Source organism: Sorangium sp. So ce185 (assembly GCF_051526825.1).
GTDB classification, from domain to species: Bacteria; Myxococcota_A; Polyangia; order Polyangiales; family Polyangiaceae; genus Sorangium; species Sorangium cellulosum_D.
Window position 1 is genome coordinate 4,502,807 of sequence record NZ_CP150316.1, and the last position, 23,156, is coordinate 4,525,962.

14 protein-coding genes are annotated in these 23,156 nt (G+C 71.9%); 5 read left to right on the top strand and 9 right to left on the bottom strand.

Features of this window, described 5'->3' with window-relative positions; genetic code table 11:
* Positions 1-4 precede the first annotated feature (4 nt).
* From WMF26_RS16670 to WMF26_RS16680, 3 genes are all read left to right on the top strand, one after another.
* The gene (locus WMF26_RS16670) at positions 5-292 is read left to right on the top strand and encodes a hypothetical protein (RefSeq protein ID WP_438001136.1); all 288 of its coding nucleotides are present in this window, start codon (positions 5-7) and stop codon (positions 290-292) included.
* Positions 289-3,324: an ATP-binding protein gene (locus WMF26_RS16675; protein ID WP_438001137.1), complete on the top strand. Its 3,036-nt coding sequence runs from the start codon at positions 289-291 to the stop codon at positions 3,322-3,324. Before WMF26_RS16670 ends, WMF26_RS16675 begins: the two co-directional genes overlap by 4 nt.
* Positions 3,325-3,762: 438 nt before the next feature.
* Positions 3,763-5,148 (top strand): MFS transporter, encoded by a 1,386-nt coding sequence (locus WMF26_RS16680; RefSeq protein ID WP_438001138.1) that lies wholly within the window; start codon positions 3,763-3,765, stop codon positions 5,146-5,148.
* Positions 5,149-5,374: 226 nt separating this feature from the next.
* Here WMF26_RS16680 and WMF26_RS16685 read toward each other — a convergent pair whose 3' ends face one another.
* From WMF26_RS16685 to WMF26_RS16715, 7 genes are all read right to left on the bottom strand, one after another.
* Positions 5,375-6,373, bottom strand: coding sequence for a HupE/UreJ family protein (locus WMF26_RS16685; protein ID WP_438001139.1), 999 nt, complete (start codon positions 6,371-6,373; stop codon positions 5,375-5,377).
* Complete coding sequence (locus WMF26_RS16690; protein ID WP_438001140.1) at positions 6,370-7,164, bottom strand: peptidyl-prolyl cis-trans isomerase; 795 nt, start codon at positions 7,162-7,164, stop codon at positions 6,370-6,372. Before WMF26_RS16690 ends, WMF26_RS16685 begins: the two co-directional genes overlap by 4 nt.
* Before the next feature lie 208 nt (positions 7,165-7,372).
* Positions 7,373-8,572 (bottom strand): polysaccharide deacetylase family protein, encoded by a 1,200-nt coding sequence (locus tag WMF26_RS16695; RefSeq protein ID WP_438001141.1) that lies wholly within the window; start codon positions 8,570-8,572, stop codon positions 7,373-7,375.
* Positions 8,573-9,044: 472 nt separating this feature from the next.
* Positions 9,045-10,700: a LamG-like jellyroll fold domain-containing protein gene (locus tag WMF26_RS16700; protein WP_438001142.1), complete on the bottom strand. Its 1,656-nt coding sequence runs from the start codon at positions 10,698-10,700 to the stop codon at positions 9,045-9,047.
* A 276-nt stretch (positions 10,701-10,976) separates the two neighbouring features.
* On the bottom strand, positions 10,977-12,968 hold the full coding sequence (locus WMF26_RS16705) for a S8 family peptidase (RefSeq protein WP_438001143.1): 1,992 nt from the start codon (positions 12,966-12,968) through the stop codon (positions 10,977-10,979).
* 349 nt (positions 12,969-13,317) lie between these two features.
* The gene (locus tag WMF26_RS16710; protein WP_438001144.1) at positions 13,318-15,885 is read right to left on the bottom strand and encodes a polynucleotide kinase-phosphatase; all 2,568 of its coding nucleotides are present in this window, start codon (positions 15,883-15,885) and stop codon (positions 13,318-13,320) included.
* The gene (locus tag WMF26_RS16715; protein ID WP_438001145.1) at positions 15,882-17,393 is read right to left on the bottom strand and encodes a 3' terminal RNA ribose 2'-O-methyltransferase Hen1; all 1,512 of its coding nucleotides are present in this window, start codon (positions 17,391-17,393) and stop codon (positions 15,882-15,884) included. Before WMF26_RS16715 ends, WMF26_RS16710 begins: the two co-directional genes overlap by 4 nt.
* Positions 17,394-17,806: 413 nt before the next feature.
* Here WMF26_RS16715 and WMF26_RS16720 point away from each other — a divergent pair, with 413 nt between their 5' ends.
* Complete coding sequence (locus tag WMF26_RS16720; RefSeq protein WP_438001146.1) at positions 17,807-19,126, top strand: expansin EXLX1 family cellulose-binding protein; 1,320 nt, start codon at positions 17,807-17,809, stop codon at positions 19,124-19,126.
* Positions 19,127-19,421: 295 nt separating this feature from the next.
* The gene (locus tag WMF26_RS16725) at positions 19,422-20,546 is read left to right on the top strand and encodes an STAS domain-containing protein (RefSeq protein WP_438001147.1); all 1,125 of its coding nucleotides are present in this window, start codon (positions 19,422-19,424) and stop codon (positions 20,544-20,546) included.
* Here the strand turns inward: WMF26_RS16725 and WMF26_RS16730 are convergent, their stop codons facing one another.
* Both WMF26_RS16730 and WMF26_RS16735 read right to left on the bottom strand, forming a co-directional pair.
* On the bottom strand, positions 20,547-21,758 hold the full coding sequence (locus WMF26_RS16730) for a hypothetical protein (protein ID WP_438001148.1): 1,212 nt from the start codon (positions 21,756-21,758) through the stop codon (positions 20,547-20,549).
* A 185-nt stretch (positions 21,759-21,943) separates the two neighbouring features.
* Positions 21,944-23,077 (bottom strand): hypothetical protein, encoded by a 1,134-nt coding sequence (locus WMF26_RS16735; protein WP_438001149.1) that lies wholly within the window; start codon positions 23,075-23,077, stop codon positions 21,944-21,946.
* Between the last annotated feature and the right edge of the window lie 79 nt (positions 23,078-23,156).

Genomic DNA, 23,156 nt, shown 5'->3' on the forward strand with positions numbered 1-23,156 from the left:
CCGTATGCGCGGAGGACACGACGCGGAGGCCGGCGCGGCGGATCGCGCGCTCGTGCTCGCCCTGCTGGGCGCGGTCCTCCTCGTGTCGCCGGCGCGCCTGCTCTGGGCGCGCGGCCCGCTCGCGGTGGCGGCCGTCTTCGGGGTGTGGGTCGCGCTGATCGCCCTCGCCTGGCTCGCGACGCGCGCCGACCGCGGCGACGCCGGCCGCGGCGACGGCGACCGCGGCGACGGCGACCGCGGCGACGCCGGCCGCGGCGGCGCCGGCCGCGGCGAGCGGGAGCCGCCGCCGTGATCGACGTCGGCGTCCTCCTGTCCGCCACGGTGGCGTGGCTCGCCGTGCTCGCCGCCATCGCGCTCGCCGCCCAGCGCGAGCGGATCCCCCGCGCGCTCGCGCGCCACCCGCTCGTGCTCGCCCTCTCGCTCGGCGTCTACGCCTCGTCGTGGACCTACTACGGCGGCGTCGGCTTCGCGCAGCGCCACGGGCTCGTCTTCCTCGCCGTCTACCTGGGCCCGACCCTCGCGTGCATGGCCACGCCGCTCCTCTGGTCGCGCGTGCTCCACATCACGCGCGAGCAGCGCCTCTCGTCGCTCGCCGACCTGCTCGCCTTCCGCTTCCAGAGCCCCGCCGCGGGGGCGCTCGTCGCCGCGTTCTCCCTCGTCGCCAGCCTGCCCTACGTCGCGCAGCAGTTCCGCGCGACCGAGGAGTCGGTCCGCGTGCTGTCCGGGCCGGGGCACGAGGAGGCCGTGGGCGCCGTCTTCTGCGCGCTGCTCGCCCTGTTCACGGCGTTCTTCGGCGCCCGCCCGTCCGCCGAGCGCCGCCGCGAGGACGGCCTCGCGACGGCGGTGGCGTTCGAGTCGGCGGCGAAGCTCGCCGTGCTCGCGGCCGTGGGCCTCGTCGCCGTGCTCGGCGCGTTCGGCGGGGCCTCCGGGCTCGCGGGCTGGCTCCGCGAGCACGCCGCCGAGGTCGAGGCGCTCGCCCGCCCCGTGCGCGAGGACAGCGGCTGGACCTCGATGCTCGTCATCAGCTTCGCCGCGGCCTTCCTGCTGCCGCGGCAGTGGCACATGGCCTTCGCCAGCGGCGCCGGGGACCGGGCGCTCGCCAGGGCGGCCTGGGCCTTCCCGCTGTTCCTGCTCGCCCTCAACCTGCCCGTCCTGCCCGTCCTCTGGGCCGGGACCCGCCTCGCCCCGGCCGGGCCCGCCGACAGCTACGTGCTGCTCGTGCCCCAGCTGCTCGACCAGCGCTGGCTCGCGCTCGCCGCCTTCATCGGCGGCATCTCCGCGGCGAGCGCCATGGTCATGGTCACCGCCGTCGCCCTCGCGAACGACAGCGCGACCCACCTGCTCCTGCCGCTCGCCCGGAGGACGCTGCGCCGCAACGTCTACGCGCGCGTGCTGTGGATGCGCCGCGGGCTCCTCACCGCCATCCTCGTGGGCGGGTGGCTCTTCCACCGCGCGCAGGCGAACCGCGGGCTGCTCGTCGAGAGCGGCATCGTGTCGTTCGTCGCCTTCGCGCAGCTCCTGCCGGGGCTCTTCGCCGTGCTCTTCTGGGAGCGCGCCACGCGCGCGGGGTTCATCGCCGGGCTGCTCGCCGGCATCGCCTGCTGGACGGCCCTGTGCCTCGCGCCGCTCTTGCCCGGGATGCCCGGGCTCGATCCGGCGTGGCTCGGCCTCCTGCTCGAGGGCGTGGACCACGGGGGCCGCGCCGCGCGCGCGGCGCGCGCCCTGCCCATGGACACCTGGTCGCTGCCGACGTTCGTGTCGCTCGCCGTCAACGGCGGCACGCTCGCGCTCGTCTCGCTGCTGCGCCCGCCGGCCAAGGCGGAGCGCGAGGCGGCGCGGCTGTGCCGGCGGCGCGAGATCGGCCCGTCGGTGGAGCGCGCGACCGTGGCCTCGAGCGTCGGCGCGCTGGAGGAGCGGCTCGCCCGGCTGCTCGGCCGCGAGGCGGCGGGCATCGAGGTCACGCGCGCCCGGATTGAGCTCGACATCCCGCGCGACGAGACGCGGCCCACCGAGCTCCACGCGCTGCAGGAGCGGCTGCACCGCAACCTGTCGCCGCTCGTCGGCCCGGTGCTCGCGAGGACGGTCGCGGAGGAGGCGGGCGCCCCCGCCGCGGCGCCGGGCGCGGGCGGCGCGCTCACCGAGGAGCTGCGGTGGCTCGAGCGCCGCCTCGCGCGCGGGGAGACGCGGCTCGTCGGCGCGGCGCGCGAGCTCGATCTGTTGCGGCGGTGGCTCCGCTCGGTGCTCGCGCAGCTGCCGCTCGGCGTCTGCGCCGTGGGCTCCGACGGCGCGGTAAGCCTCGTGAATCGGCGGCTCGAGGCGCTCGTCGGCGTCGAGGAACGCGACCTCGTCGGCGCGCCGCTCGACCGGCTGCCGGCCCCGTTCGCGGAGCTGTTCGCCCGCGCGGTCCGCGCGGCGTCCGCCGGCGAGGCCGGCGCGGGCGCCGAGGAGATCGAGGCGCACGTGGCCGGGCGCGCGCGCTCGCTGCGCGTGCACCGCGCAGCGCTCGATCCGCTCGACGCGCGCGCCGCCTCGGGCGGCGTCGTCCTCCTCGTCGAGGATCGCACCGAGCAGCGCGCGCTCGAGGCGCAGCTCGCCCACAAGGACCGGCTCGCCCAGCTCGGCCGCCTGGCCGCGGGCGTGGCCCACGAGGTCGGCAACCCGCTCACCGGCATCGCCTGCCTCGCGCAGAACCTCCGGGCCGAGGCCGACAGCGACGAGATCCGCGCGCGCGCGGGGCTCATCCTCGGCGAGGCCGCGCGCATCGAGGCCATCCTGCGGACGCTGCTCGAGCACAGCCGCACCGGCGCCGTGCCGTCGCCCGGCGAGGGCCCGCGCGCGCGGGTCGGGCGCGTGTCGCTCGCCCAGGTGGTCGCCGAGGCCGAGCGGCTGCTCCGGCTCGACCGCGCGGCGCCGCACGTCCGGGTGGAGCAGGCCTGCCCGGAGTCGCTCGTCGTCGTCGGGGATCGGCGCGAGCTCGTGCAGGTCTTCGTCAACCTGCTCGCGAACGCCCGCGACGCCTCTGGCGCCGGCGCGACCATCGCCGTCCGCGGGCGGATCGAGGCGGGCGAGATCGTTGTCGAGGTCGAGGACCACGGCTCGGGCATCCCCGAGGAGCTCCTCGCCGCCGTGTTCGAGCCGTTCGTGACGACGAAGCGCGATCCGAGCGGCACGGGGCTCGGGCTGCCGCTGTCGCGCTCGATCGTCCAGGATCACGGCGGCACGCTCACGCTGCGGAGCGCGGTGGGGCAGGGGACGACGGTCGTCGTGCGGCTCCCGCTCGCGGGCGCGCCCGGGGCGCGGCGCGGACCCGAGGCGGCGCCGTGAGCCGGACCGCGCGGGGCGAGGGCGGAATGGCCCTCTGCGACACCGGCGGGTGTTACCGATCGTAACGGGATCTCGCCGGACGGGCCTGAGTCGACGAGATGGCCTCTGGACACCGGCGGTGTGTTACCGATCGTAACGGGGTCTCGCCGGACGGGCCTGAGTCGCCGAGATGCCACCTGGAGCACCGGCGGGTGTTACCGATCGTAACGGGATCTCACCGGACGGGCCTGTCTACGTGATTGGCCCGTAGCAGAACGTGTACTCTCGCGGCGCCTCGCGTGGTATTCGGATCTTGGAGATCAGCAGACGGAACACTGGGGGGTGGCGCGGGAGAGGCCCTGCGCGACACCGTGGCTCCCTCTCCACGGCGCGACGCTGGAGCGAGCCCGGCTTCGGCCCTCTCGACAAGCGCTGGAACTCCTTCGAGGAACCGCTCCCATGGCACAGACGTCTCCCGAAATCCTCGCCGTGACCCCACCGAGCCGCGCCCGCGAGGCCGGGCGCGAGGTCGTCGACAGCGGCACGCTCTGGAAGGTCATCTTCGCGTCCGCCGGCGGCACAATGATCGAGTGGTACGACTTCTACATCTTCGGGAGTCTGGCCGCGATCATCTCCACGCATTTTTTCCCGAAGGACAACCCGACGGCGGGCTTTCTGCTGACGCTGGGCACGTTCGCCACCGGCTTCGTCGTCCGCCCGTTCGGCGCGCTCGTGTTCGGGCGCATCGGCGATATCGTCGGCCGGAAGTACGCGTTCCTCGTGACGTTGCTGCTCATGGGCGGCGCGACGTCGCTCATCGGCATCTTGCCGACGTACGAGAGCGCCGGGCTCGTCGCCCCGCTGGCGCTCGTCCTGATCCGCCTCGTGCAGGGGCTCGCGCTCGGGGGCGAGTACGGCGGCGCGGCGGTGTACGTCGCCGAGCACGCGCCGGACGAGAAGCGCGGCTTCTACACCTCGTTCATCCAGATCACGGCGACGCTCGGCCTGTTCGTCTCGCTGGCGGTGATCCTCGGGAGCCGCCTCGTCGTCGGCGAGGACGCCTTCAAGGAGTGGGGCTGGCGTGTCCCGTTCCTCCTGTCGGTGCTCCTCGTCGGCGTGTCCTTCTACGTGCGCGTCCGCCTCAAGGAGTCGCCGATCTTCGCGAAGCTGAAGGCCGAGGGGAAGACGTCGGCCGCGCCCATCAAGGACAGCCTCGGCAACAAGCGCAACTGGAAGATCATCCTGATCGCCCTCTTCGGCGCCACGGCCGGCCAGGGCGTCGTCTGGTACACGGGGCAGTTCTATGCGCTCTACTTTCTGCAGAACACGCTGAAGGTCCCGTTCATCACGTCCACGGTCGTGGTCGCCGCGGCGCTCGCCCTCGGCATGCCGTTCTTCGTGTTCTTCGGCGCGCTCTCGGACCGCATCGGCCGGAAGAAGATCATGATCGCGGGCAACCTGTGCGGCGCGATCGGGTTCTTCCCGGTGTTCTGGGCGATGAAGCAGAACGCGGACAGCCCCGTCGTGCTCACCCTTCTGGTGTTCGTGCTCGTGCTCTTCGTCACGATGGTCTACGGCCCGATCGCGGCCTACCTCGTCGAGGCTTTCCCCGCGAAGGTGCGTTACACGTCGCTCTCGATCCCGTACCACGTCGGCAACGGCGTGTTCGGCGGGCTGCTCCCGCTCATCGCCTCTTCGGTGACGGTCGCGACCGGCAACATCTACGCGGGCCTCCTCTACCCGATCGCGGTGGCGCTCATCACCGTGGTGGTCGGCGGGATTTTCCTGAAGGAGCGCAGCGACGTGCGCCTCTGGGACGAGCTCGAGCGCCCGCGCGAGTCCTGACGTCCGCCGATCTCGATCGAGCTCGTCTCCGATCTCGTAAGAGAAATTGAACCACAGAGGCCACAGAGCAGAGAAAAGAATCTCTGTCCTCTGTGGCCTCTGTGCCCTCTGCGGTTCAATTTTTTTTCTCTCTCTCCCTCAACGTGCCGGTGTCGGCTCGATGACCGGGACCGCGCAGCCGAACTACGCGGTGGCGTTCGAGATGCCTGTCCCCTGAGGCAATCCGCTAAACGCTGGCGCCGGTCAGGGTCGCAACGATGCGCTCGATCGACCAGTAGCCAGCCATTCCGCCCATCGCATACACCAGGCCGCGCCGCACCGTCGCCGGTTGCACGGGGACCCGCGCGGCCAGGAGGCTCAGCGCCAGCACCAGCGCGATCACGCCGAGCTGACCGAGCTCCACGCCCACGTTAAAGAACAGGAGCGCGGTCGGAACATGCTTTTCCGGCAGTCCGATGTCGAGCAGCGACGACGCGAACCCGAGCCCGTGGAGCAACCCGAAGGCGAATGTGACGGCCCACGGGGCCCGGTGGGCGAGCGAGTCGGCCGGCCGCAGGCACTCGCCGCAGACAAGGACGATCGAGAGCGCGATGGTCGCTTCGACCGGCGGCGACGGCAACGTCAGCCAGCCGAACACGGCGCAGGCCAGCGTCAGGCTGTGCGCGACCGTGAACGCCGTGACGGCGCCGATCAGCTTCCGACCGCCGCGCACGAGGAGCGTGAGCGCAATGACGAAGAGGAGGTGATCGAACCCGGTCAGGATGTGCTCGACGCCGAGCCACGTATAATCGACCACGATCGGCTTCAGCGCGAGGAGCCCGGCGGAAGCGGGGATACCGTAAACCACGAAAGTCGGATCGCTGCCGGTGAGCACCCGGAGGAGCCGGCTTCCGCTCCGCCACTCGATCGCCACCATCACGTTGGTCTCGCTCCCCTCGAGCCAGGGGAGCTCGACGGTGCCGACCAGGCCAGCGGGACCGCAGTCGAGAAATTCCCCGTCGAGCTTGCAGGGCGGTGGGAACACGGCGGGCGCCGCGAGCTCGGACTTGAGCGTGGACGAGCTCGCCTCCCAGCGGACGAGAAACCGCCCCTCGCGCCCTTCCACTTCCGTCAGCGAGAGCGACGCCGAGTTGAGCTCGTGGCCTTTTGCGGGGGCAGGCGCCAGAAATACGGCCAACAGGAGCGGCAGGGACCACGCCAGCCGGAGCAGCCACAGGCGATTCACGGCGCCTCCTCGAATCGGTACCGGGCGACGACGCTCTCGACGAAGTCGTCCGCGGCTTGCCTCTTCCTCGCGGCGGCCCAGTCGACGACGAGGGTCGGACGTATCGACTCGCGGCTGGGCAGCCCTCCTTCGATCCGGTTGACCCGCGCGAGCAGCAGGCTGTCCTCGGTCTCCAGGGGCTGCCACGTCGCGAGCGGCAGGTTGCAAATGCTCTCGGAGACCGCAGCTCCGAACTTGGCTGCGAGCTTGTCGCGGGTGAAGTTGCCGCCCGCGATCGGACGACCGAGCGTGCTTGGGTCCGCACCGTCGGCCAGCGCACGTCGATACGTCGACCGCTGCGTCTCTGCCGCTGGATCGCTCTTGGGAAAAGCGACGACCTCGAAGCTGTACCGCTGCGGCGCTTCGTAGTGGCTCCGGTGAGCGGCCAACCACGCGTCCAGCTCTGCATCCGTCGGCTCCCGCGGCGGCGTCTGCTGCGCCGCCCGTGCCCGCAGCTTGTCCGCCAGCACGGTCCGCACCGTCGCGTCCTGCCGATCGAGCCCCTCCCGCAGCGCCTCACGATAGAGCACCTCGTCCCGCTTCCACCGGTCGAGCGCCGCCTTCAGCTCCTCCTCGGTCGGCGCCCGCCCCGTCTCATCGCGGAACCGCCGCTCCACGTCCGCCCTCAGCCCCGGGCTGACGACGACCACCCTCGGATCGCCGACGATGAGCCGGTGGGCGAGAAATAGCAGCGCGCCGATGAAGAGGAAATGAACGATCGGCTCGCGGAGCAACCGAGCGAAGCTCCCCATGGGTCTCCCGGTGGTGTCAGACATGGTATTTAGGGGTCGAAGATGCCGCCTTCATGCCGGGGCGTCCGAGGGTCGCGCTCTGCGCCACCGGCGCGGTCGCCGCTCGCCGGCCACGGCTGCGCGTGGCCGCCATCCTGGCATGAACGGGTGGGGGTCGGCTACGCCCGAAGCCGCGCCGGTGACGGCGCGGACCTTCGGGCGGCTCGCTTCACGGCGACAGCGTGAGGGACTTCGCGTCGAGCGCCACCTCATAGAAGCCGTGCGGATTCCAGGGAAGCGCAGCGCCGTTCTGCTTGGGCGTGCCGCCGGTGACCGTCACGCGCACGTACTTGCCCGGCGGGAAGTTCGCGGGGAGCTGCCACGTGTACGTCGTCTCGCCGCCGGTCTGATTGCTGTCGCCGTCGGTGACCGCCTTCTGGCCGAGCCAGTAGGCGCCGATCGTCTCCATGGTGCCGATCCACACGTCGCCGAAATCCTTGACGTGCTTGACGTGCTCGAGGAAGGCGTTGAGCGGGATGGGCATATAGGCGCCGTCGCTGCCGCCGGTGAAGCCGTGGATGCAGAAGGTGCGCCACTTCTTGCCCACCCGCGCGCTCGTGACCTCCGCGTCCATCTGCGCCGTGCTGGCGTTCTGCGGGGGAATGTAGGTGGGCAGCTTGAACGGATTGCTCGAGTCGTTCGGGCTGATCAGGGCGTTGGACACGCCGCGGTTGATGAGGAAGCGCGACTGGGCGATGCTCACATACGCATCCGAGCCGTTCGGAGCCGCCATCGTATACGGCGTGATGCTCCACTTGTCCTTGATGAACTGCGTCGCGGCGTCCGTATCAGAGCCGGTGTCCATGCTGCTGTGGCTCTTCGTGTGGTTGCCGAGCTCATGGCCGTCCATGAGCGCCCTCGTCCACACCGGGTTGTTCGCCTCGTTCTTGCCGGTCCAGACGTAGAAGGTGAACGGCACGCCGAGCGCGTTCAGCGCATCGTAGTTCTGGATCTGGGTCTGGTTCACGTCGTCGAAGGAGTACGTCACGGCGCCCGCGAAGCCGGCCCAATCGATGACCTTGAGCCCGCCGACAGCGCCGGACGGCTTCGCCACGTTGTCGGCGCCGGGGGGCGTCGGAAGACCGGAATCGACCGGCGGCGTCGGCTCGCCGCCCGCGCCTCCGTCACCCGAGCCGCCCTCGCCGCCGCCGCCGGTGCCGGCGCTGGTGCTGCTGCTGCTGGTGCTCGCGCCGCCGGTGCCTCCGGTCGACGCCGAGGCCGTGCCGCCCGGATCGCCGGAGGTGACGCTTCCCGTCGTGCCGCTGCTGGTGGTCCCAGGCTGGCCACCGGCGCCGCCGGAGCCACCATCGCCGTCATCGCCGCAGCCGCTGATGTGCAGCGCTCCCAACAGGAGCAACGCGCCGAGCACGGGTGACGATGAAAAATTCCCGAAGTGGCGCAATCGAGATTGTCTCAACATAGGTTAACCACAAAGATTCCCGCAAGGCGCTCGGATGATCACGACGCACGCGGATCGACGCTGCGCATGAACCGCTTGCAGTTGACAGGTAGGAACGGGGCCGCGTCGACGGAGCGCGCCGTCGACCTTCCTCCTCGCGGCACGGCGATGGCCCGAGCATCCCGAGCTTCGCCTCGACCTCGCGTGCAGCGCCGTGCTCGATCTCGCGATCTAGCGACCTCGTTCGTCGTACTGCTCTTGTCGCATCGTCGTCGCGCGAGGTCAAGAGGCGGGCGGCGCACGCGATGTCGGGGCGCGGGCAGGAGCGGCCGCGCCGGGCCGGAGGACGAGCCTCCTCAGCCGCCGGACTCGGCGCGGCGCGCGGACAGCGCAGCTCGCGGCGGCGCGAGCGCTGCGGCGCCGCCGCGAGGGCCTCCGCCCATCAGGGATAGAAGTTGACGGCGACCTTGTTGCTCGCCCCACTGCCGTTGCGCACGCGGATGTACCCGGGGCCGAGGCCGCTCGGGACCTGCACGGTGAGGCTCGTCCCGGTGATGGTGGTCGGGCTTACGACGGCGGTGTGCGTGGCGTCCACGAACTCGACCTGTGCGCCGGGCCCGAAGCCAGAGCCGGTGAGGGTCACCGTCGTGTTCGAGTACATGTAATCGGCGTTCCCGAAGTCGAGCCAGAGCCCGCCGCGCACGAGCACGCCGGACGAGAGCATCGGGCTCTCCTGGAGGATCATCTGCTCGTGATCGAAGAAGATGGTCGTCGGGTAGCCGCCGTGCCACCCCATGATCGACTCGCCGGGATAGCTGTCCGGGTGGTGCAGGCCGAGCGAGTGACCGAGCTCGTGCGCGACGGTCCCCTTCGGCGTGCCGTCGAGGCATTGCCACGTGGCGTACCCGCAGTGGATGGCCAGCGGCTCGCGCACGCCGGAGATGGGCTCCAGCACCCAGTCGCCCACGACGGCGAAGCCGGTGTAGTCGCCATAGAGGTTGGCGCCGGCATAGCCGCCGCCGCCCTGGGAGAAGACGAGCGTGGACTGCCGCGCCGGGAAGCCGCCGACGGCCTGAGACACCGCGTTCAGCCAGTTCGGGATCTCGATCGGGTTGTTCTGGCAGGCGCTCGACGGGGACGAGCCGCAGCGCATGTTCACGTAGTTCTGCGACGAGCGCACCGCCTGGACCGAGCCGACGAGGTGGAACGAGACGTTCGACTGCTGGCGATACCAGCCTTGCAGCTCGGCGAGGGTCGTGTTGATGGCGTCGACGTACTCCTGATGATACGGCTGGTCGTTCGGATAGACGTAATATGCCCTCACCGGGTAGACCTCGCCGGCGGCGAGCTGCGCCACCTGCGTGGAGCTCAGGGCCTGCTGGTAGAGGCGGACCTCGTCGATCAGGCCGTCGTAGGCGTTCCAGGTGGGGTGTCCGCCGATGACGATGGGCCGCGTCGATTGCTGCAGCGCGCCGGACGCGGGCGTCGAGGCGCGGAGCTCGCCGTTCACGTAGAGCTTGAGCGCGGCGCCGTCGTACACGCCGGCGACGTGGGCCCAGGCGTTCGCGACGGCCGGGGTCTCGACGAGGACGTGCTGGCCCGCGCCTGCGCCGGGGAAGGCCACGGAGAAGAAGTACTTGCCGTGATCGATGCCGAGCAGGAACGAGTCCGCGGCGTACCACTGGTTCACGATGGTGCGGTATCCCGTCACGCTCCGCGGGTTGACCCAGGCGGCCGCCGTGATCTGGTCCTGGAAGTGGAGGTAGCTCCGCCCCGCGCTGCTGATCTCCACCTGATCGCCGGCGCCGTTGAAGTCGCCGGCGGACAGGAACTTCCCCGGGCTGCAGAGGCCGCGGCCGGACATCACCCCGAACGCCCCCCGGCCCGAGTCCTCCCGGACCCGCGCGTTCGTCCCGTCCGTGCAGGTGTCGAAGCTCCAGTAAGCCGCCGGCGTCGGCAGGCTGGCCCGGTCCGCCACGAGCGCGCCGGACGCGGTGTCCACCGCCTCGCCTTCCGCCTCATCCGCAGGATCGGGCGCGACGCAGCCCGCGAGGCTCGAAAGCAGGGCGAGGGCGACCGATAGAGATACCGTGTGCATGGGAGTTCGCATGGAAATGAGTGCCTTTCTTGCCTGGCGCGCGCCCACGCGAGCGTGCTCCGCCGGTGGGCCAGCGGCGCGCCCAGCGCCGTGGAATGAGGCAGGGCCCCGGGGAGATTCGCCCCGAGCGATCCGCCTGCCCATTCCTTCGCCGCTCCCTCGGGGCGTCTGACATGACGGCAAGAAAACGACGCGCCGGCTGGCTGCGCGCGGCAGCCGCCGGCGAGCGCCCCAGCGCGTGGCGCTGCGTGGCCCGAGCGTCGAGCCCGGCCTTCCCTAGAGGTTCAGGACCGCTCGCAACGCGCGCACCGCGTCCACGAAGCCGAAGCCCGTCTCGAAGTCGAAGCCGCGCGCGCCTTCGACCGGTACCGGGCCGATCTCGCCTCGGAGGTCCCGCAGCCGCATGTCCTCCGCGGTGAGCCTCAGCGCCAGATAGACGAGCGACGGCGGGAGCCTGTGCGCGCCGAGGATGCTCGTGCCGGCCGCGACGTCGCGCGCGCGCGCGTCGAGCATCAGGGCGGCCACGGCCGCGACGTGCGGTGCAGACGCCGACGTGCCGAAGAAGTTCGGAAACTGGTCGGGCTCGGTGCTGCCGGGGATCTCCAGCATGAGGGGGGCGAAGAAGAACGTCGTGTTTCCGCCGTCCGGTCCGGTCACGCCGGGCTTCAGCCGCACGTCTGGGATCGGGAGGCGCCGGCCGCGATCGTCGAACAAGATCGGCGTGCCGCCGACGGAGGAGAAGGATTCCAGGCATGCGGGCACGCACGCCGGGTTGAGCGGGCCCCACTCCTCGGTCTGGAACCACGCCGCGGCGCCGACCGCCTCGGCGCCGGCGGCGTTCAGGTGGCCGTACATCGTGGAGCTCCGCGTGTCGAACTCGTCGACGCTGAACGTGCCCTCGATATTGAACCACACATATTTCATGAGATCGGGCTTCGGGCCTGCGATCAGCTCGATGCCGATCTTGAAGACCATTTCCTCGTCAGATCCGTTGACGAGCACCGGGACCTCGACCGCGTCCCCGCCGAGGTTGTTGGCGATGCCTGCGACCTGGCAGACGACCTGCGCGGGGTCCATCGTGCACTCCTCCACGGGCTCGCCGTTCTCGTGGTAGAAGATGAGATCCACGTCGCTCCGCGAACCGCGCCTGCCGTTGGCCGAGAGCGACGGTTGGTCCCAGTTGAACGCCAGCTGCGTGATCGAGCGCGCGCCCGCCGAGACGCGCTGCAGGTCGTCGACGCGCGGGCCCGGGTCGAAGTCGTGGCGTCGCCCCCCGGAGTCACCGGCGCGACCGGAGTCGCGGAACCGCGACTGGTACGACTGGCGCGCCAGATTGCCGGCGGCCGAGAAGTACGCCACGCCGCGCTTGAACACCTCGTCCACCGCGTCGGCGACCACGCCGTCCTCGAACATCGGCTCGGCGAAATAGATGATGTCGTCGACGATGATCTTCGCGCCATTGTCGGCGAGCTCGACGATCCCGGCGGCGAAGTCCTCCTGGCTGAAGAGCGCCGTGTGGAAGGACAGGCTCGCTCCCGGCGCGACGTCGTGGATGATCTGCATCATGGCGCGGCCTTCGTCGATGCAGTCGGGGAACGTCGTCCGGTCCACATCCTGCAGGACGACGGTATCCCGAGGCAGGTCGTCGTTGCGGATGTCTTGAGCGGCGTCGGTGAACATCTGCCCGGGGAAGAGCGGCTCATGCCGACAGTCGAAGCTGTCCGAGAGCACGCCGACGCGGACCCCGCGGCCGTCGACGCCGAACCGCGCGCGCGCGACGTCGCTCCGCAGCGAGCGATCACCTTGCGTCGTGACCAGACCTGCCTGCGTCGTGGCCATCGTGGGCTTCATGTACTTCAGGTCCCCCATGGCCGCGATGGCGCCGAGGCGGGCGATCGGGACGCGGCCCGACACGGACTCGCCATGGACCCGCGCGTCGAGCATGCCCTCGCGGGCGAGCTGCGCCGCGAGCGCCGCGCCGTCGTCGCCGTACGCGCTGACGGCGACGTAGCCGTCCTGCACGCGGAGCGTCGGGAACTTCCGGTCGAACGCGGCTTCGTCGGCCGACGGACGCGCCGCCGCGGCCCGCTGCAGCGCGCGCAGATGAGGCCCGAGCTTCGCGCCCGGCCCGGACATCAGGTCGCGCTTGCGCTCATGCAGCGCCTGCGCGGTCTGCTGCAGATCCGTCTCCTCTTCCCAGCTGGGCTCGCCCACGCACCCTATCAGCACCATCGAGAGAGCACACGCAGAGATCCCCCAGAGCTTCATCGCGATCCCCCCCTTGAGCGGGTCGACGCGCGGCTGCTATCCACGAGGCCCGCTTGACTTCAAGCAATGATGTTCATCCAGGGCGTCCTGGCTATGTCATCACGGCGATGACAGCCTTTTTCCCTTATGAACTCGGTTCATGTTCCCACCCCCTCCCCCCTGCGCAACGGGTTTTCGCCGTTGTTCAGGGGCGGCGCGACCAGCACGGAATCGGCTGTTCCTCTCAGCGCTCCCTCTACCGCGCTCGCGTCGCGTCTCCTGAGCTCGTCGCCGATGACGTATCCCCGCGGGCCGGGCGGATCGGCGATACCCGCTTACCCAGGGAGGAGCTCAGGCTGCGCTGTCGAGTTCAAAGCCGAGGATCGATGGGCTCGCTCTCCAGCGCGAGCACCCCGAACACGCACTCGTGCACGCGGTAGAGCGGCTCGCCCTCCACGAAGCGGTGGAGCGCCTCCAGCCCGAGCGCGTACTCCCGCAGCGCCAGCGCGCGCTTCGCGGACACGCTGCGGTGGCGCAGCCGCGCGAGGTGCTGCGGCATCAGGTACTCCGGGCCGTAGATGATGCGCAGGTACTCCGGCCCGCGGCACTTGATCGCCGGCTGGACGAGCCCGCGCGGGCCGCGCACCACCCACTCCCACGATTTGACCACCATCCCCTCGCCGCCGCGCTCGACCATCTCCGTCCAGAAGGCCACCGCCTGCGCCTCGCTCGCCGGATCCGAGAGGTCGACGACGCGGTGCGGGGTCGGCACGAAGAACGCCGGATCGACCTCGCAGAGCCGCGCGAGCTGCCGCAGGTGGAAGCCGTGATCCCGCGAGGCGTGCACCGCGCCCTCGCTCGCGAGCAGGTGGAACGGCGCGAGCCGGAGATCGGCGATCGACCGCACCGGCCAGCAGTAGCGCCGGTAGGCCGCCACGTACCCGTCCATCGCCGCCTTGCGGGCCGCGTGGCGCTCGAGCAAGGGCCGCGCGCTCTCGTCGCGCGCCGCCGCCATCTCGAGCGCCTTGACCGCGGCGTCGAGCGACGCGCGGCCGGACGCGCCCACGGCGGCGTACTGCCCGCGCAACAGGTCCTGCGCCTTCGCGGACCAGGGCAGGAGCTCCGCGTCGAGGCAGACCCAGTCGGTGCGGAGCTCGGCCCAGAGATCCGCGCGGTCCATCGCGGCGCGCACGCGGTCGATGAGCTCCCGGCTCCGCGCCTCGTCCGCGAAGAACGGCCTGCCCGTGCGCGTGACGCACACGCCGAGCGGCCCGCCGTCGACGCGGAACCGCCGCCTCCGCGCGGCCTCGTCGCGGCACACGACGAGCACCGCGCGCGACCCCATGTGCTTCTCCTCGCACACGACGCGGCCCACGCCGTTCTGCCGGAAGTACGCGAACGCCTCGCGCGGGTGCTCGAGCAGGCCCCCGTCCTTCGACGTCTCGCTCGGCGACATGGTCGGCGGCAGGTAGATGAGCCAGCGCGGATCCACGGCGAAGCGGCTCATCGCCTCGAGCGCCGCCGCGGCGTTCTCCTCGCGGATCGTCACCATGCCGTGCACCCGCGTCCGGATCGCGCGGCGGCCCCGGATGTCGTCGATGTCGAGCGCGTCGTCCGCCGGCCCCCGCGGGTCGGCCTTCGGGTCGGCCCCGCGCGGCGCGAGCGGCTTCTGCGGCTCGTAGTACACCCGGCGCGCCTTGACCTCGACGAGCTCGCGCTCCGGGTAGCGGAGCGCCGTGAGCGCGCCGCCGAACACGCACCCCGTGTCGATGCAGATGGTGCGGTTCTCCCACTCGGCCACGGTCGTCGGCGTGTGGCCGTAGACCACCATCGCCTTGCCGCGGTACTCCGAGGCCCAGTTGTACCGCACGGGCAGGCCGTACTCGTCGGTCTCGCCCGTGGTCTCGCCGTATAGGCAGAACTCGCGCACCGCCCCCGAGCCGCGGCCCTGGAACGCCTCCTTCACGCCCGCGTGCGCGACCGCGAGGTTGCCGTCGTCGAGCACGTAATGGCTGACGAGGCCGTCGATGAAGTCCGCCGCCTTCGCCTTGAACTCGTCCGTCTCGACCTCGAGCTGCGCGAGCGTCAGCTCGAGGCCGTGGGTCGGCCGCACGTCGCGGCCGCGCAGCTTCTTGAGCAGCTTCACGTCGTGGTTGCCGGGCACGCAGAGCGCCGCGCCCGACGCGACCATCGCCATCGCGAGGCGCAGCACGTCGGGCGAGCGCGGCCCGCGGTCCACGAGGTCGCCGAGGAAGATGGCGCGCCGGCCCTCGGGGTGCGACGCCCGCGGCGCGTCCGGCAGCCCCTCGAGGCGGTAGCCGAGCGCCTCGAGCAGCTCGACGAGCTCGTCGAAGCAGCCGTGGACGTCGCCGATGATGTCGAACGGCCCGCGCTCGTCGCGGCGATCGGTCCACAGGCGCTGCCGCTCGATCGTGGCGGCGGCGACCTCCTCGGGCGAGGAGAGCACGTGCACGTAGCGGAAGCCCTCGCGCCGGAGATCCTTGAGCGAGCGGCGGAGCTCGCGGCTCTGGCCGCGCACGACGTGCGGGCCGAACTGCCGGTCCGGGCGGCCGGCGTTGCGCGCGTGGCAGAGCTTCTCGGGCAGGTCGAGCACGATGGCGACCGGCAGCACGTGGTGCTCGCGCGCGAGCGCGACGAGCGGCCTGCGCGCGTCGGGCTGCACGTTGGTCGCGTCGACGACGGTGAGCCTCCCCGCCGCGAGCCGCTTGCCCGCGATGAAGCGCAGGACCTCGAACGCGTCGGCGCTGGCGGCCTGGTCGTTCTCGTCGTCGGACACGACGCCGCGGTAATGGTCGGACGAGAGGATCTCGGTCGGCTTGAAGTGCGCCCGCGCGAACGTGCTCTTGCCGGAGCCGGAGGCGCCGACGAGCACGACCAGCGAGAGCGCGGGGACGACCAGCGGCTTCGGCTCGCTCACGACGCGTCCTCCTCCGCCTGCGCCCCGGCGCCGCCGCCGTCCGCGCCGCCGTGTCCGTTCGCGCCGCCGTGGCCGTCCGCTTTGCCCGGGCCGTCCGCGCCGTCCTCTCCGGCCGCGCGCGTGAAGATCGCCATCTGCGTCGGCGCGCCGAGCGACGGATCCATCGGGCCGATGGGCAGGTGCTCGACGGCGTAGCCGTGCGCGCCCGCGACCTCGGCGCAGAACGCGTGGAACTCGGCGCGCGTCCACTCGAAGCGGTGGTCGCCGTGGCGGAGCGCGCCGCGCGGGAGCCCCTCGAACCGCACGTTGTACTCGGCGTTCGGCGTGGTCACGACGGCGACGCGCGGCCGCGCGTGCTCGAAGACGGCGCGGGTGAGCGCGCCGAGCCGCGGGGGGTCGACGTGCTCGATGACCTCGATCAGGGTGATGGCGTCGTAGCCCGAGAAGCGGGCGTCGCGGTACGTGACCGACGCCTGGAAGAGCTGGATCCGCCGCCGCTGCTTGTCGGGGAGGTCGTCGAGGCGGAGCCGGTTCTTGGCGATCTCGAGGCTGCGCATCGAGACGTCGGCGCCGGCGACGCGCTCGAAGACGCGCTCGTCGACGAGGCGCTTCAGCAGCTTGCCCTCGCCGCAGCCGAGGTCGAGCACGCTCCTCGCCTCGGCGCGGCGGAGCGCCGCGACGACCGCCGCGCGCCGCTCCTCGTCGAGGCTCATCCGCGCCTCGGCCCTGTCCTCGGGCGCGGCCTTGTCGTCCTCGGCCTCCTCGGGGCTCGCCTCCTCGTCGGCCACCAGCCGGGCGAGCGCCGCGCGGAAGAGCGGCCGGCTGTGCTTGAGGTAGCGGAGCGCGATCGCCTCGCGCTCGGGGTGCTCCGCGAGCCAGCCCTCGCCCTTGGCGAGGAGGTTCTCGACCTCGGCGTCGCCCACGTAATAGTGCTTCTTGTCGTCGAGCACGGGCACGAGCACGTAGAGGTGCGCGAGCAGCTCCCGGAGGCGGCACGTCCTCGCGAGCGAGACGCGCAGGTAGACGCTCTGGCCCCAGTCCGGGAACGCCTCGTCGAGCGGGAGGCGCTCGGCCGCGACCTCGTAGCCGAGCGGCTCGAAGAGCCGCCGGAGCAGCGCCTCGCCGCCGCGGCACGGCAGCGCCTCGATCGTGGCGGAGAGGGGGAGCGGCACGTCGGCGAGCTCCGGGCGGTCGCGGCACTTGCCGCCGAGCGCCGAGCCGAAGACCTGCGCGATCGCCACCGAGAGGAACGACGAGGCGACGTAGGGCCGGTCGTTGACGTACTGGGCGAGCGTGCCCGGCTCGCCGCCGCCGCGCCCGCGCACGAGGTCCACCGGGTCGACGTCGAGCAGGAGCGCCGCGGTGCACCGCTCCTCGGTCGCCTCCGGATAGAACACGTGGGCCTTGCCGAACGAGAGCGCGAACGACTGCGTGTGCGCCGGGTTCTTGACGAGCAGGTAGCCGAGATCCGTCGCCGGCCGGTGCGTGGTGGTGAGCGTGAGGAGCATCGGGCGCCGCAGTCTACGGGAGCCGAGCGACGCGCGACAACCGCGCGCCCGGAGCCCCGGGGCGCAGAGCAGGATCGCCACCGCGAAAGCGCGCTGCTCGGCAGGGCGCGCCGGCGCGAGATCGACAGGCCAGCTCGGGTTCGCTGACGTCGAACGCTCGAGGGGGAGCCGGTGGTGATAGGGGCGCTCGTGGGGAGTGATGTGGGCAATCAGTGCCTGTGTAGATGCTTGTGACTGAATTGAAATCTTCGATGGAACAGGGGATTTCTCCGGCCGTGGGAGATCATTTCAGGGTGCTTGTTTGTCAAAATGACGTTTCTGTGCGTTGGAGCGATGGCGAGCTCATGAATCTGCATTAAGGGAGGTGGTGCCGGTCGCGCCCTCTCGGCGCGCCCACGACGTGGAGACTTAGGATGCGATCTCTGGCTTATCGAACCGCTGTTGCTCTGTCTCTCTCTGGCCTCTTCGCCGCCGCGTGCACCGCCGAGGTGCCCGGCGAGGAGGCCGCGGACGACCTCACCAGCGCCGTGGTGACGACCGACGGGCTCGGGGTCGCGGCGCTGACGAGATCGTCCGACTGGGGCAGCGGCTATTGCGCGAACGTGAACGTGGTGAACGAGGGGACCACGCCGGTGACGTCGTGGACCGTCGTCATCGATCTCAGGCAGTCGACCCTGAGCAACCTGTGGGAGGCCCAGTCCAGCCGGAGCGGCTCGCTCCTGACGGTGACCCCGGCTTCCGGTCGCGGGCAGATCCCGGTGGGGGGCGCGGCCAGCTTCGGGTTCTGCGCGACCGCGACCGGGAGCGACTACCAGCCGGTGATGGTGTCCATGACCCAGACCGGCGCGACCGGCTCCGGCGCGACGACGAGCTCCGGCGGCCCGACCGGCTCGGGGGTCACGACCGGCGCGGGCGGCTCGGGCGGGGCAGGGGGCAGCGGCGGGGGTGCGACGACCGGCGCCGGTGGCTCGGGCGGCGGGAGCGCCGTGACCGGCGGCGGCTCCGAGGGCGACGGGAGCGGCGGCACCTGCTCGATCCCGCTCCCGAGCTACGAGGACGGCCGTGGATCGGTGACGTGGTACACGCTCGGACAGGGCTCGGGCGGCGCGGTGAACTGCAGCTTTCCGGTGCTCGGGAGCAACCCGGACAAGGTCGCGCACGTGGCGACCGGCGGAGGGCGATATTTCGCGGCGCTGAACACGGCCGACTACGACACCGCGGCCGCGTGCGGGGCCTGCGTGGAGGTGAGCCGCGACGACGGGCGCAAGGTCGTGGCGACGGTCGTCGATCAATGTCCGACCGGCAGCAACCCGAAATGCACGGCCGGGCACATCGATCTGAGCAAGGACGCCTTCCTGCAGATCGGGTCGGCCGACGAGGGCTATCTCGGGACCGGCAACGGCGGGGCGAAGGGCAAGATCTCGTGGAAGTTCGTTTCATGCCCTGTCGAGGGGGACCTCTCCATCTCGCTGAAGGAGCAGAACAACTGGTGGAACGAGTTCCGGGTGCAGGGCCACCGCAACCCGATCGCCAGGGTCCAGGTCCAGCTCGACGGGGCGTGGAAGGAGGCCACGCGGCGGGACTACAACTACTGGCGTGTCGGCGACGGCAACATGAAGCCGGGGCCGTGGCGCGTGCGCGTGATCGACGTCTTCGACGAGGTGATCGAGACCACGGTCCAGGTCACCACGGCCGAGCAGACCGCGTCGGCCCAGTTCTCGACGTGCGAGTGAGCCCCATCCCATCACCGCACCCGCTCCTCACATCGACGCTCCGGCGCGCGGCGCCCGCTGCCCGGCCGGAGCCGCCGTGATTCGCGCCCACCCCGGCGAGGGGATCCGTTCACCGCTGCTCCGGCCTCACCGCCCTTAGAAGGCCGTCGCGGACGTGCGCTCCTGCGCGAGCTCCGGACTGCCGTCTTGGCCGGAACGGGGCCTGTCGCGGCTCGCCCGTCGAGGGCGACGCGTGCCGGGCTGAGCCGGTACACTGCGCCAGGCGGGCGGGTGAGCTCGTGGATTCGGAGAATTTATGAGCACAAGCTCTCAGCTTCTGGACGAGAAGATCCGCGTCGACGTCGGGGGAATGCCGATCGAGTGGGACGTCGCGCGCGGGCAGTGCACCTGGGCCGGCGTCCCGTCGGTGTCCATGTTCGTGCCGAGCAGCGTGCTCGGGCTGATGTCGGGCTTCCAGCGGATGGCGGGGACCGAGCGCTTCAACCTCGCCGTGGAGAGCGGCGGTCGGCTCAGCGTCGATGACGACTGGACGTTCCTCTCCGGCTATCCGACGTTCGAGGAGGGCTTCAGGGCGCTCGGCATCGGCGCGGCGACCGCGGGCTGGGGCCTGTGGCAGGCGGTCACCATCGACCGAGAGCGGAAGGAAGCGCGCTTCCGCGTGGTGAACGGGTGGGAAGCGCTCTATCAGAAGGAGCTCGACGTCTGCTGGGGGAGCAGCATGATGGCGGGCAAGCTGGCCGGATATTGCACGAGGTTGTTCGGTCAGGAGTGCGAGGTCGAGCAAACGTCGTTCGCGGCGCGGGGCGATCCCCACGACGAGTTCACGGTGCGCCCCGCGACGACGACCCTGGAGGAGCGGCTGAACCGCCTGCTCGACGAGGAGCGGGCGACGAAGGCGGATCTGGCGATCGCGCTGCACAAGCTCAAACGCGAGGTCGAGGAGCGGGCCCGCATCGCCGAGGAGCTCCAGGAGACCGAGCAGGAGCTCCGCGAGAAGCTGTCGCTCATCGAGCGGCAGCAGCGCGAGCTGCGCGCGCTCGCCACGCCGATCATCCAGGTGTGGGACGGCGTGCTGACGCTCCCCTTGATCGGCACGCTCGACGGCGTGCGGGCCGGGGTGATCACGGAGGAGCTGCTCGACGCGATCGTCCGGACCGGCGCCCGCTATGCGATCCTCGACATGACCGGGGTCGACGGCATCGATGAGGCGACGGCCGACCACGTGATCCGGATCGTCCGCGCGGTCGAGCTGCTCGGCGCCAAGGGGGTGATCACCGGGGTGCGCCCCGCGGTGGCGGCGCTGATCACGTCGCTCGGCCTCGACATGGCCGCCGTGGCCACGCTGCGGAGCGTCCGCGAGGGGCTGCGGATGTGCCTTCGATCGCTGGCGGGAGCGCCCGCCGGCGGCGGGGGGAGGTAGTCACGGGCGAGCGCCGGCGCCGCCTGCGCCAGCTGCCCCACCGGCGCCGCCAGCGCCGCCGGGCTCGCCAGCGCCGCCCGTACCACCGGCGCCGCCGGAGCCCTCCGCGCCGCCGGCGCCGCCCGCACCGCCCGCACCTGCATCGTTCAGCGGGTATCTCTCATCGAGGCACAGCGGGCCATCCGGCGTCTCGGCGCAGACCTCGCCTGCTGTCCTGCAATCCCCCTGGCCGCGCGGGCATTTCGTCGGTCCGAAGACGCAGAAGCCGTTGCTCTCCTGCCCCACGAACGTGCACGAGGCGTGCGGCATCAGGCAGTCGCCGTGCGTCGTGCACGCCTTGGCGCAGGCACCGGTGTCGCCGATGCCGGGATCTTTTTTGAGCGCGTAGACGCACATCCCGCTCCGCAACCCTCCGCAGTCCTCGTTCGCGATGTCTCCGCCGAGCGCGCACAGCCCCGCGCAGACACCGAGCTCCGGACCGAAGGGGACGCACCACCCCGCGCAGGGGTCGATGCCCTCGTCCCCGACCTCGCAGGGTGAGCCTGCGGGCAGCCCCGTCGTCGGCTCGTCGACGCAGAGGTTGATCCGGGGGTCGCACGCACGGCCGGCGCACTGGCTGTCCATGCCGCAGCTCGGCATGCACACCGATACGTCACCGATGCTGTCGCAGCGAAGATCCTCGCGGCCGTGGCACTTTCCCGGATCGAGCTCGTCGGTGATCTGGACGAGCGGGGGATTTCCCAGGGGGCACCCCAGAAGACAGATGCCTTCGACGCACGCGCTGCCCTCGCCCTCGCAATCGCCGTCGGCAGCGCACGACGTCGTGCAGTAACCGCCCGCCGGACCTCCGCCGAAGAACTCATTGCCCGAGGCGGAGAGGCAAATGCCGCTCGGGCCGCAGTCGGCGTCCAGCTCGCACCGGGCGCCGAGCCCCCCGTCGCCGTATCCGCCGCCGCTGCCGCCGCCGCCGCTGCCGCCGTCGCCGCTGCCACCGTCGCCGCCGCCACCGTCGCCGCCGCCGCCGCCGCCGCTGCCCCCGTCGGCGCCGCAGCCGCCGTCGCCGCCCACGCCCGAGCTGGCGCTCCCGGAGACGGAGCTCGTGCTCGTCGAGCTCGCTTCCTCGCCGTCGTCCGCGTCGTCAGCGCAACCGAGGAAGCCTGTCGAAAGGGCGAGCGTGGTGAGCAAAGCCGCCGAAATCGTTCGCGTTTTCATCGATGTCTCCCGCGCCAGGAGGCCCGGCCCGCAGCGGGCGCGCCCTCGATCGATCTCGCGACAGTAACGGAATCGGCGCTGCTCCAACATCGACAAGGGGGCTTGCGACAGATGACTTCGTGCGACGAAGGACCGCGTGCGGCGGCCTCAGCGCTCTCGACGGGCGCCTGAGCTGCGGCCCCGACTCAAAGCCGCACGAGCAGCCCCAGAAACCCCGCGAACGTCGGCCTGCCCGCCGTGCCGAGCCGCTCGCCCCCCAGCGTCACGACGGCGCGAGGCTCGGCGAAGATCGCGTGCACGTCGAGCAGGAGCGCCGCGCGATCGGTGAGGCGCAGCCCGGCGCCCCCGCCGAGGCTCGCGGCGATCGACCAGACCTCGCCGGTGGCGCTCCGGAGCGGCGGCAGGGGATCGCCAGCGATGAACAGGTGGATCCCGCCCACGCCGGCCGAGAGCACGGGCGAGATCGCGGCGCCCGTCTCCGGCGCCCACACGGCCTCCAGCAGCGCCATCTCCTGGCGGACCGACACCGCGCCGAGCGCGCCCTCGAGCGCCGGCCCGATCGCCGGCCCCGCGAACGTCAGCCGCGCCGCGAGCCCCGCCGGCAGCGCGCCCCCGCCGGCGCCCGCGCCGTACGACAGCCGCAGCGCCGGACCGAGCGCCGGCCCGATGCCGCCCGCGCTGAGGAGCGCCGCGAGCCCGGCCTGCACGCCGAAGCCCGCGAGCATCCCGGGCCGCGCCGCCGCCGGCGCCGGATCGGCGCCGGCTTGCCGCCGCACCGGCGCCATCCACCGCTGCACGTCCTCGGGCACGGCGGCGCGCTCGCCGCCCGCCGCGCCCTCGGGCGGCGCGCGCGACGAGAGCAGGCTCGCCTCCAGCAGGCTCGCCTGCAGGAGCTCCACGGCGCGCACGGCCATCACCGAGGGCGCCGCCGCGCCGGACACCTCCACCGTGCGCACGACCGTCTTCTGCGTCACCCGGTCGACGATCCAGAGGTCCGCCGTCGCGCCCGCCCGCGAGCGGAAGATCGCCGCGGCCGCGAACGCGCCCTCGTCCTGCGCGGCGCGCTCCAGCGCGGCGCGCGCGTCGCCCTCGCGCCCCCGCGGGACGCGCACCACCTCGAACCCCGCCGCGCCGAGCTCGGCCCGGAGCCGCGTGGCGGCCTCGTGGACCAGCGGGTCGTCCGCGTCGGCCTCGACGATCACGACCCGCGAGGCGGCCGCCGCGGCCTGCTGCGACGGCGCAGGCGGCGCCGCCGCGGCCCGCGCGGGGGCGAGCGCCGGGGCGAGCAGGAGCGAGGCCAGGAGGGTGAAGGGGCGCACACGCCAGGGCTTATCAGATCGCAGCCGGCACGCGGAGACGCATCACGGCTCCAAGCGACCCCGGACGAGGAGCGCACGC

Excerpts from the sequence above, each read along its gene's own strand:
- WMF26_RS16670 (WP_438001136.1), top strand. The coding sequence starts at position 5 with ATGCGCGGAGGACACGACGCGGAGGCCGGCGCGGCGGATCGCGCGCTC.
- WMF26_RS16680 (WP_438001138.1), top strand. The coding sequence starts at position 3,763 with ATGGCACAGACGTCTCCCGAAATCCTCGCCGTGACCCCACCGAGCCGC.
- WMF26_RS16690 (WP_438001140.1), bottom strand. The coding sequence starts at position 7,164 with ATGGGGAGCTTCGCTCGGTTGCTCCGCGAGCCGATCGTTCATTTCCTC.
- WMF26_RS16700 (WP_438001142.1), bottom strand. The coding sequence starts at position 10,700 with ATGCACACGGTATCTCTATCGGTCGCCCTCGCCCTGCTTTCGAGCCTC.
- WMF26_RS16705 (WP_438001143.1), bottom strand. The coding sequence starts at position 12,968 with ATGAAGCTCTGGGGGATCTCTGCGTGTGCTCTCTCGATGGTGCTGATA.
- WMF26_RS16715 (WP_438001145.1), bottom strand. The coding sequence starts at position 17,393 with ATGCTCCTCACGCTCACCACCACGCACCGGCCGGCGACGGATCTCGGC.
- WMF26_RS16720 (WP_438001146.1), top strand. The coding sequence starts at position 17,807 with ATGCGATCTCTGGCTTATCGAACCGCTGTTGCTCTGTCTCTCTCTGGC.
- WMF26_RS16725 (WP_438001147.1), top strand. The coding sequence starts at position 19,422 with ATGAGCACAAGCTCTCAGCTTCTGGACGAGAAGATCCGCGTCGACGTC.
- WMF26_RS16730 (WP_438001148.1), bottom strand. The coding sequence starts at position 21,758 with ATGAAAACGCGAACGATTTCGGCGGCTTTGCTCACCACGCTCGCCCTT.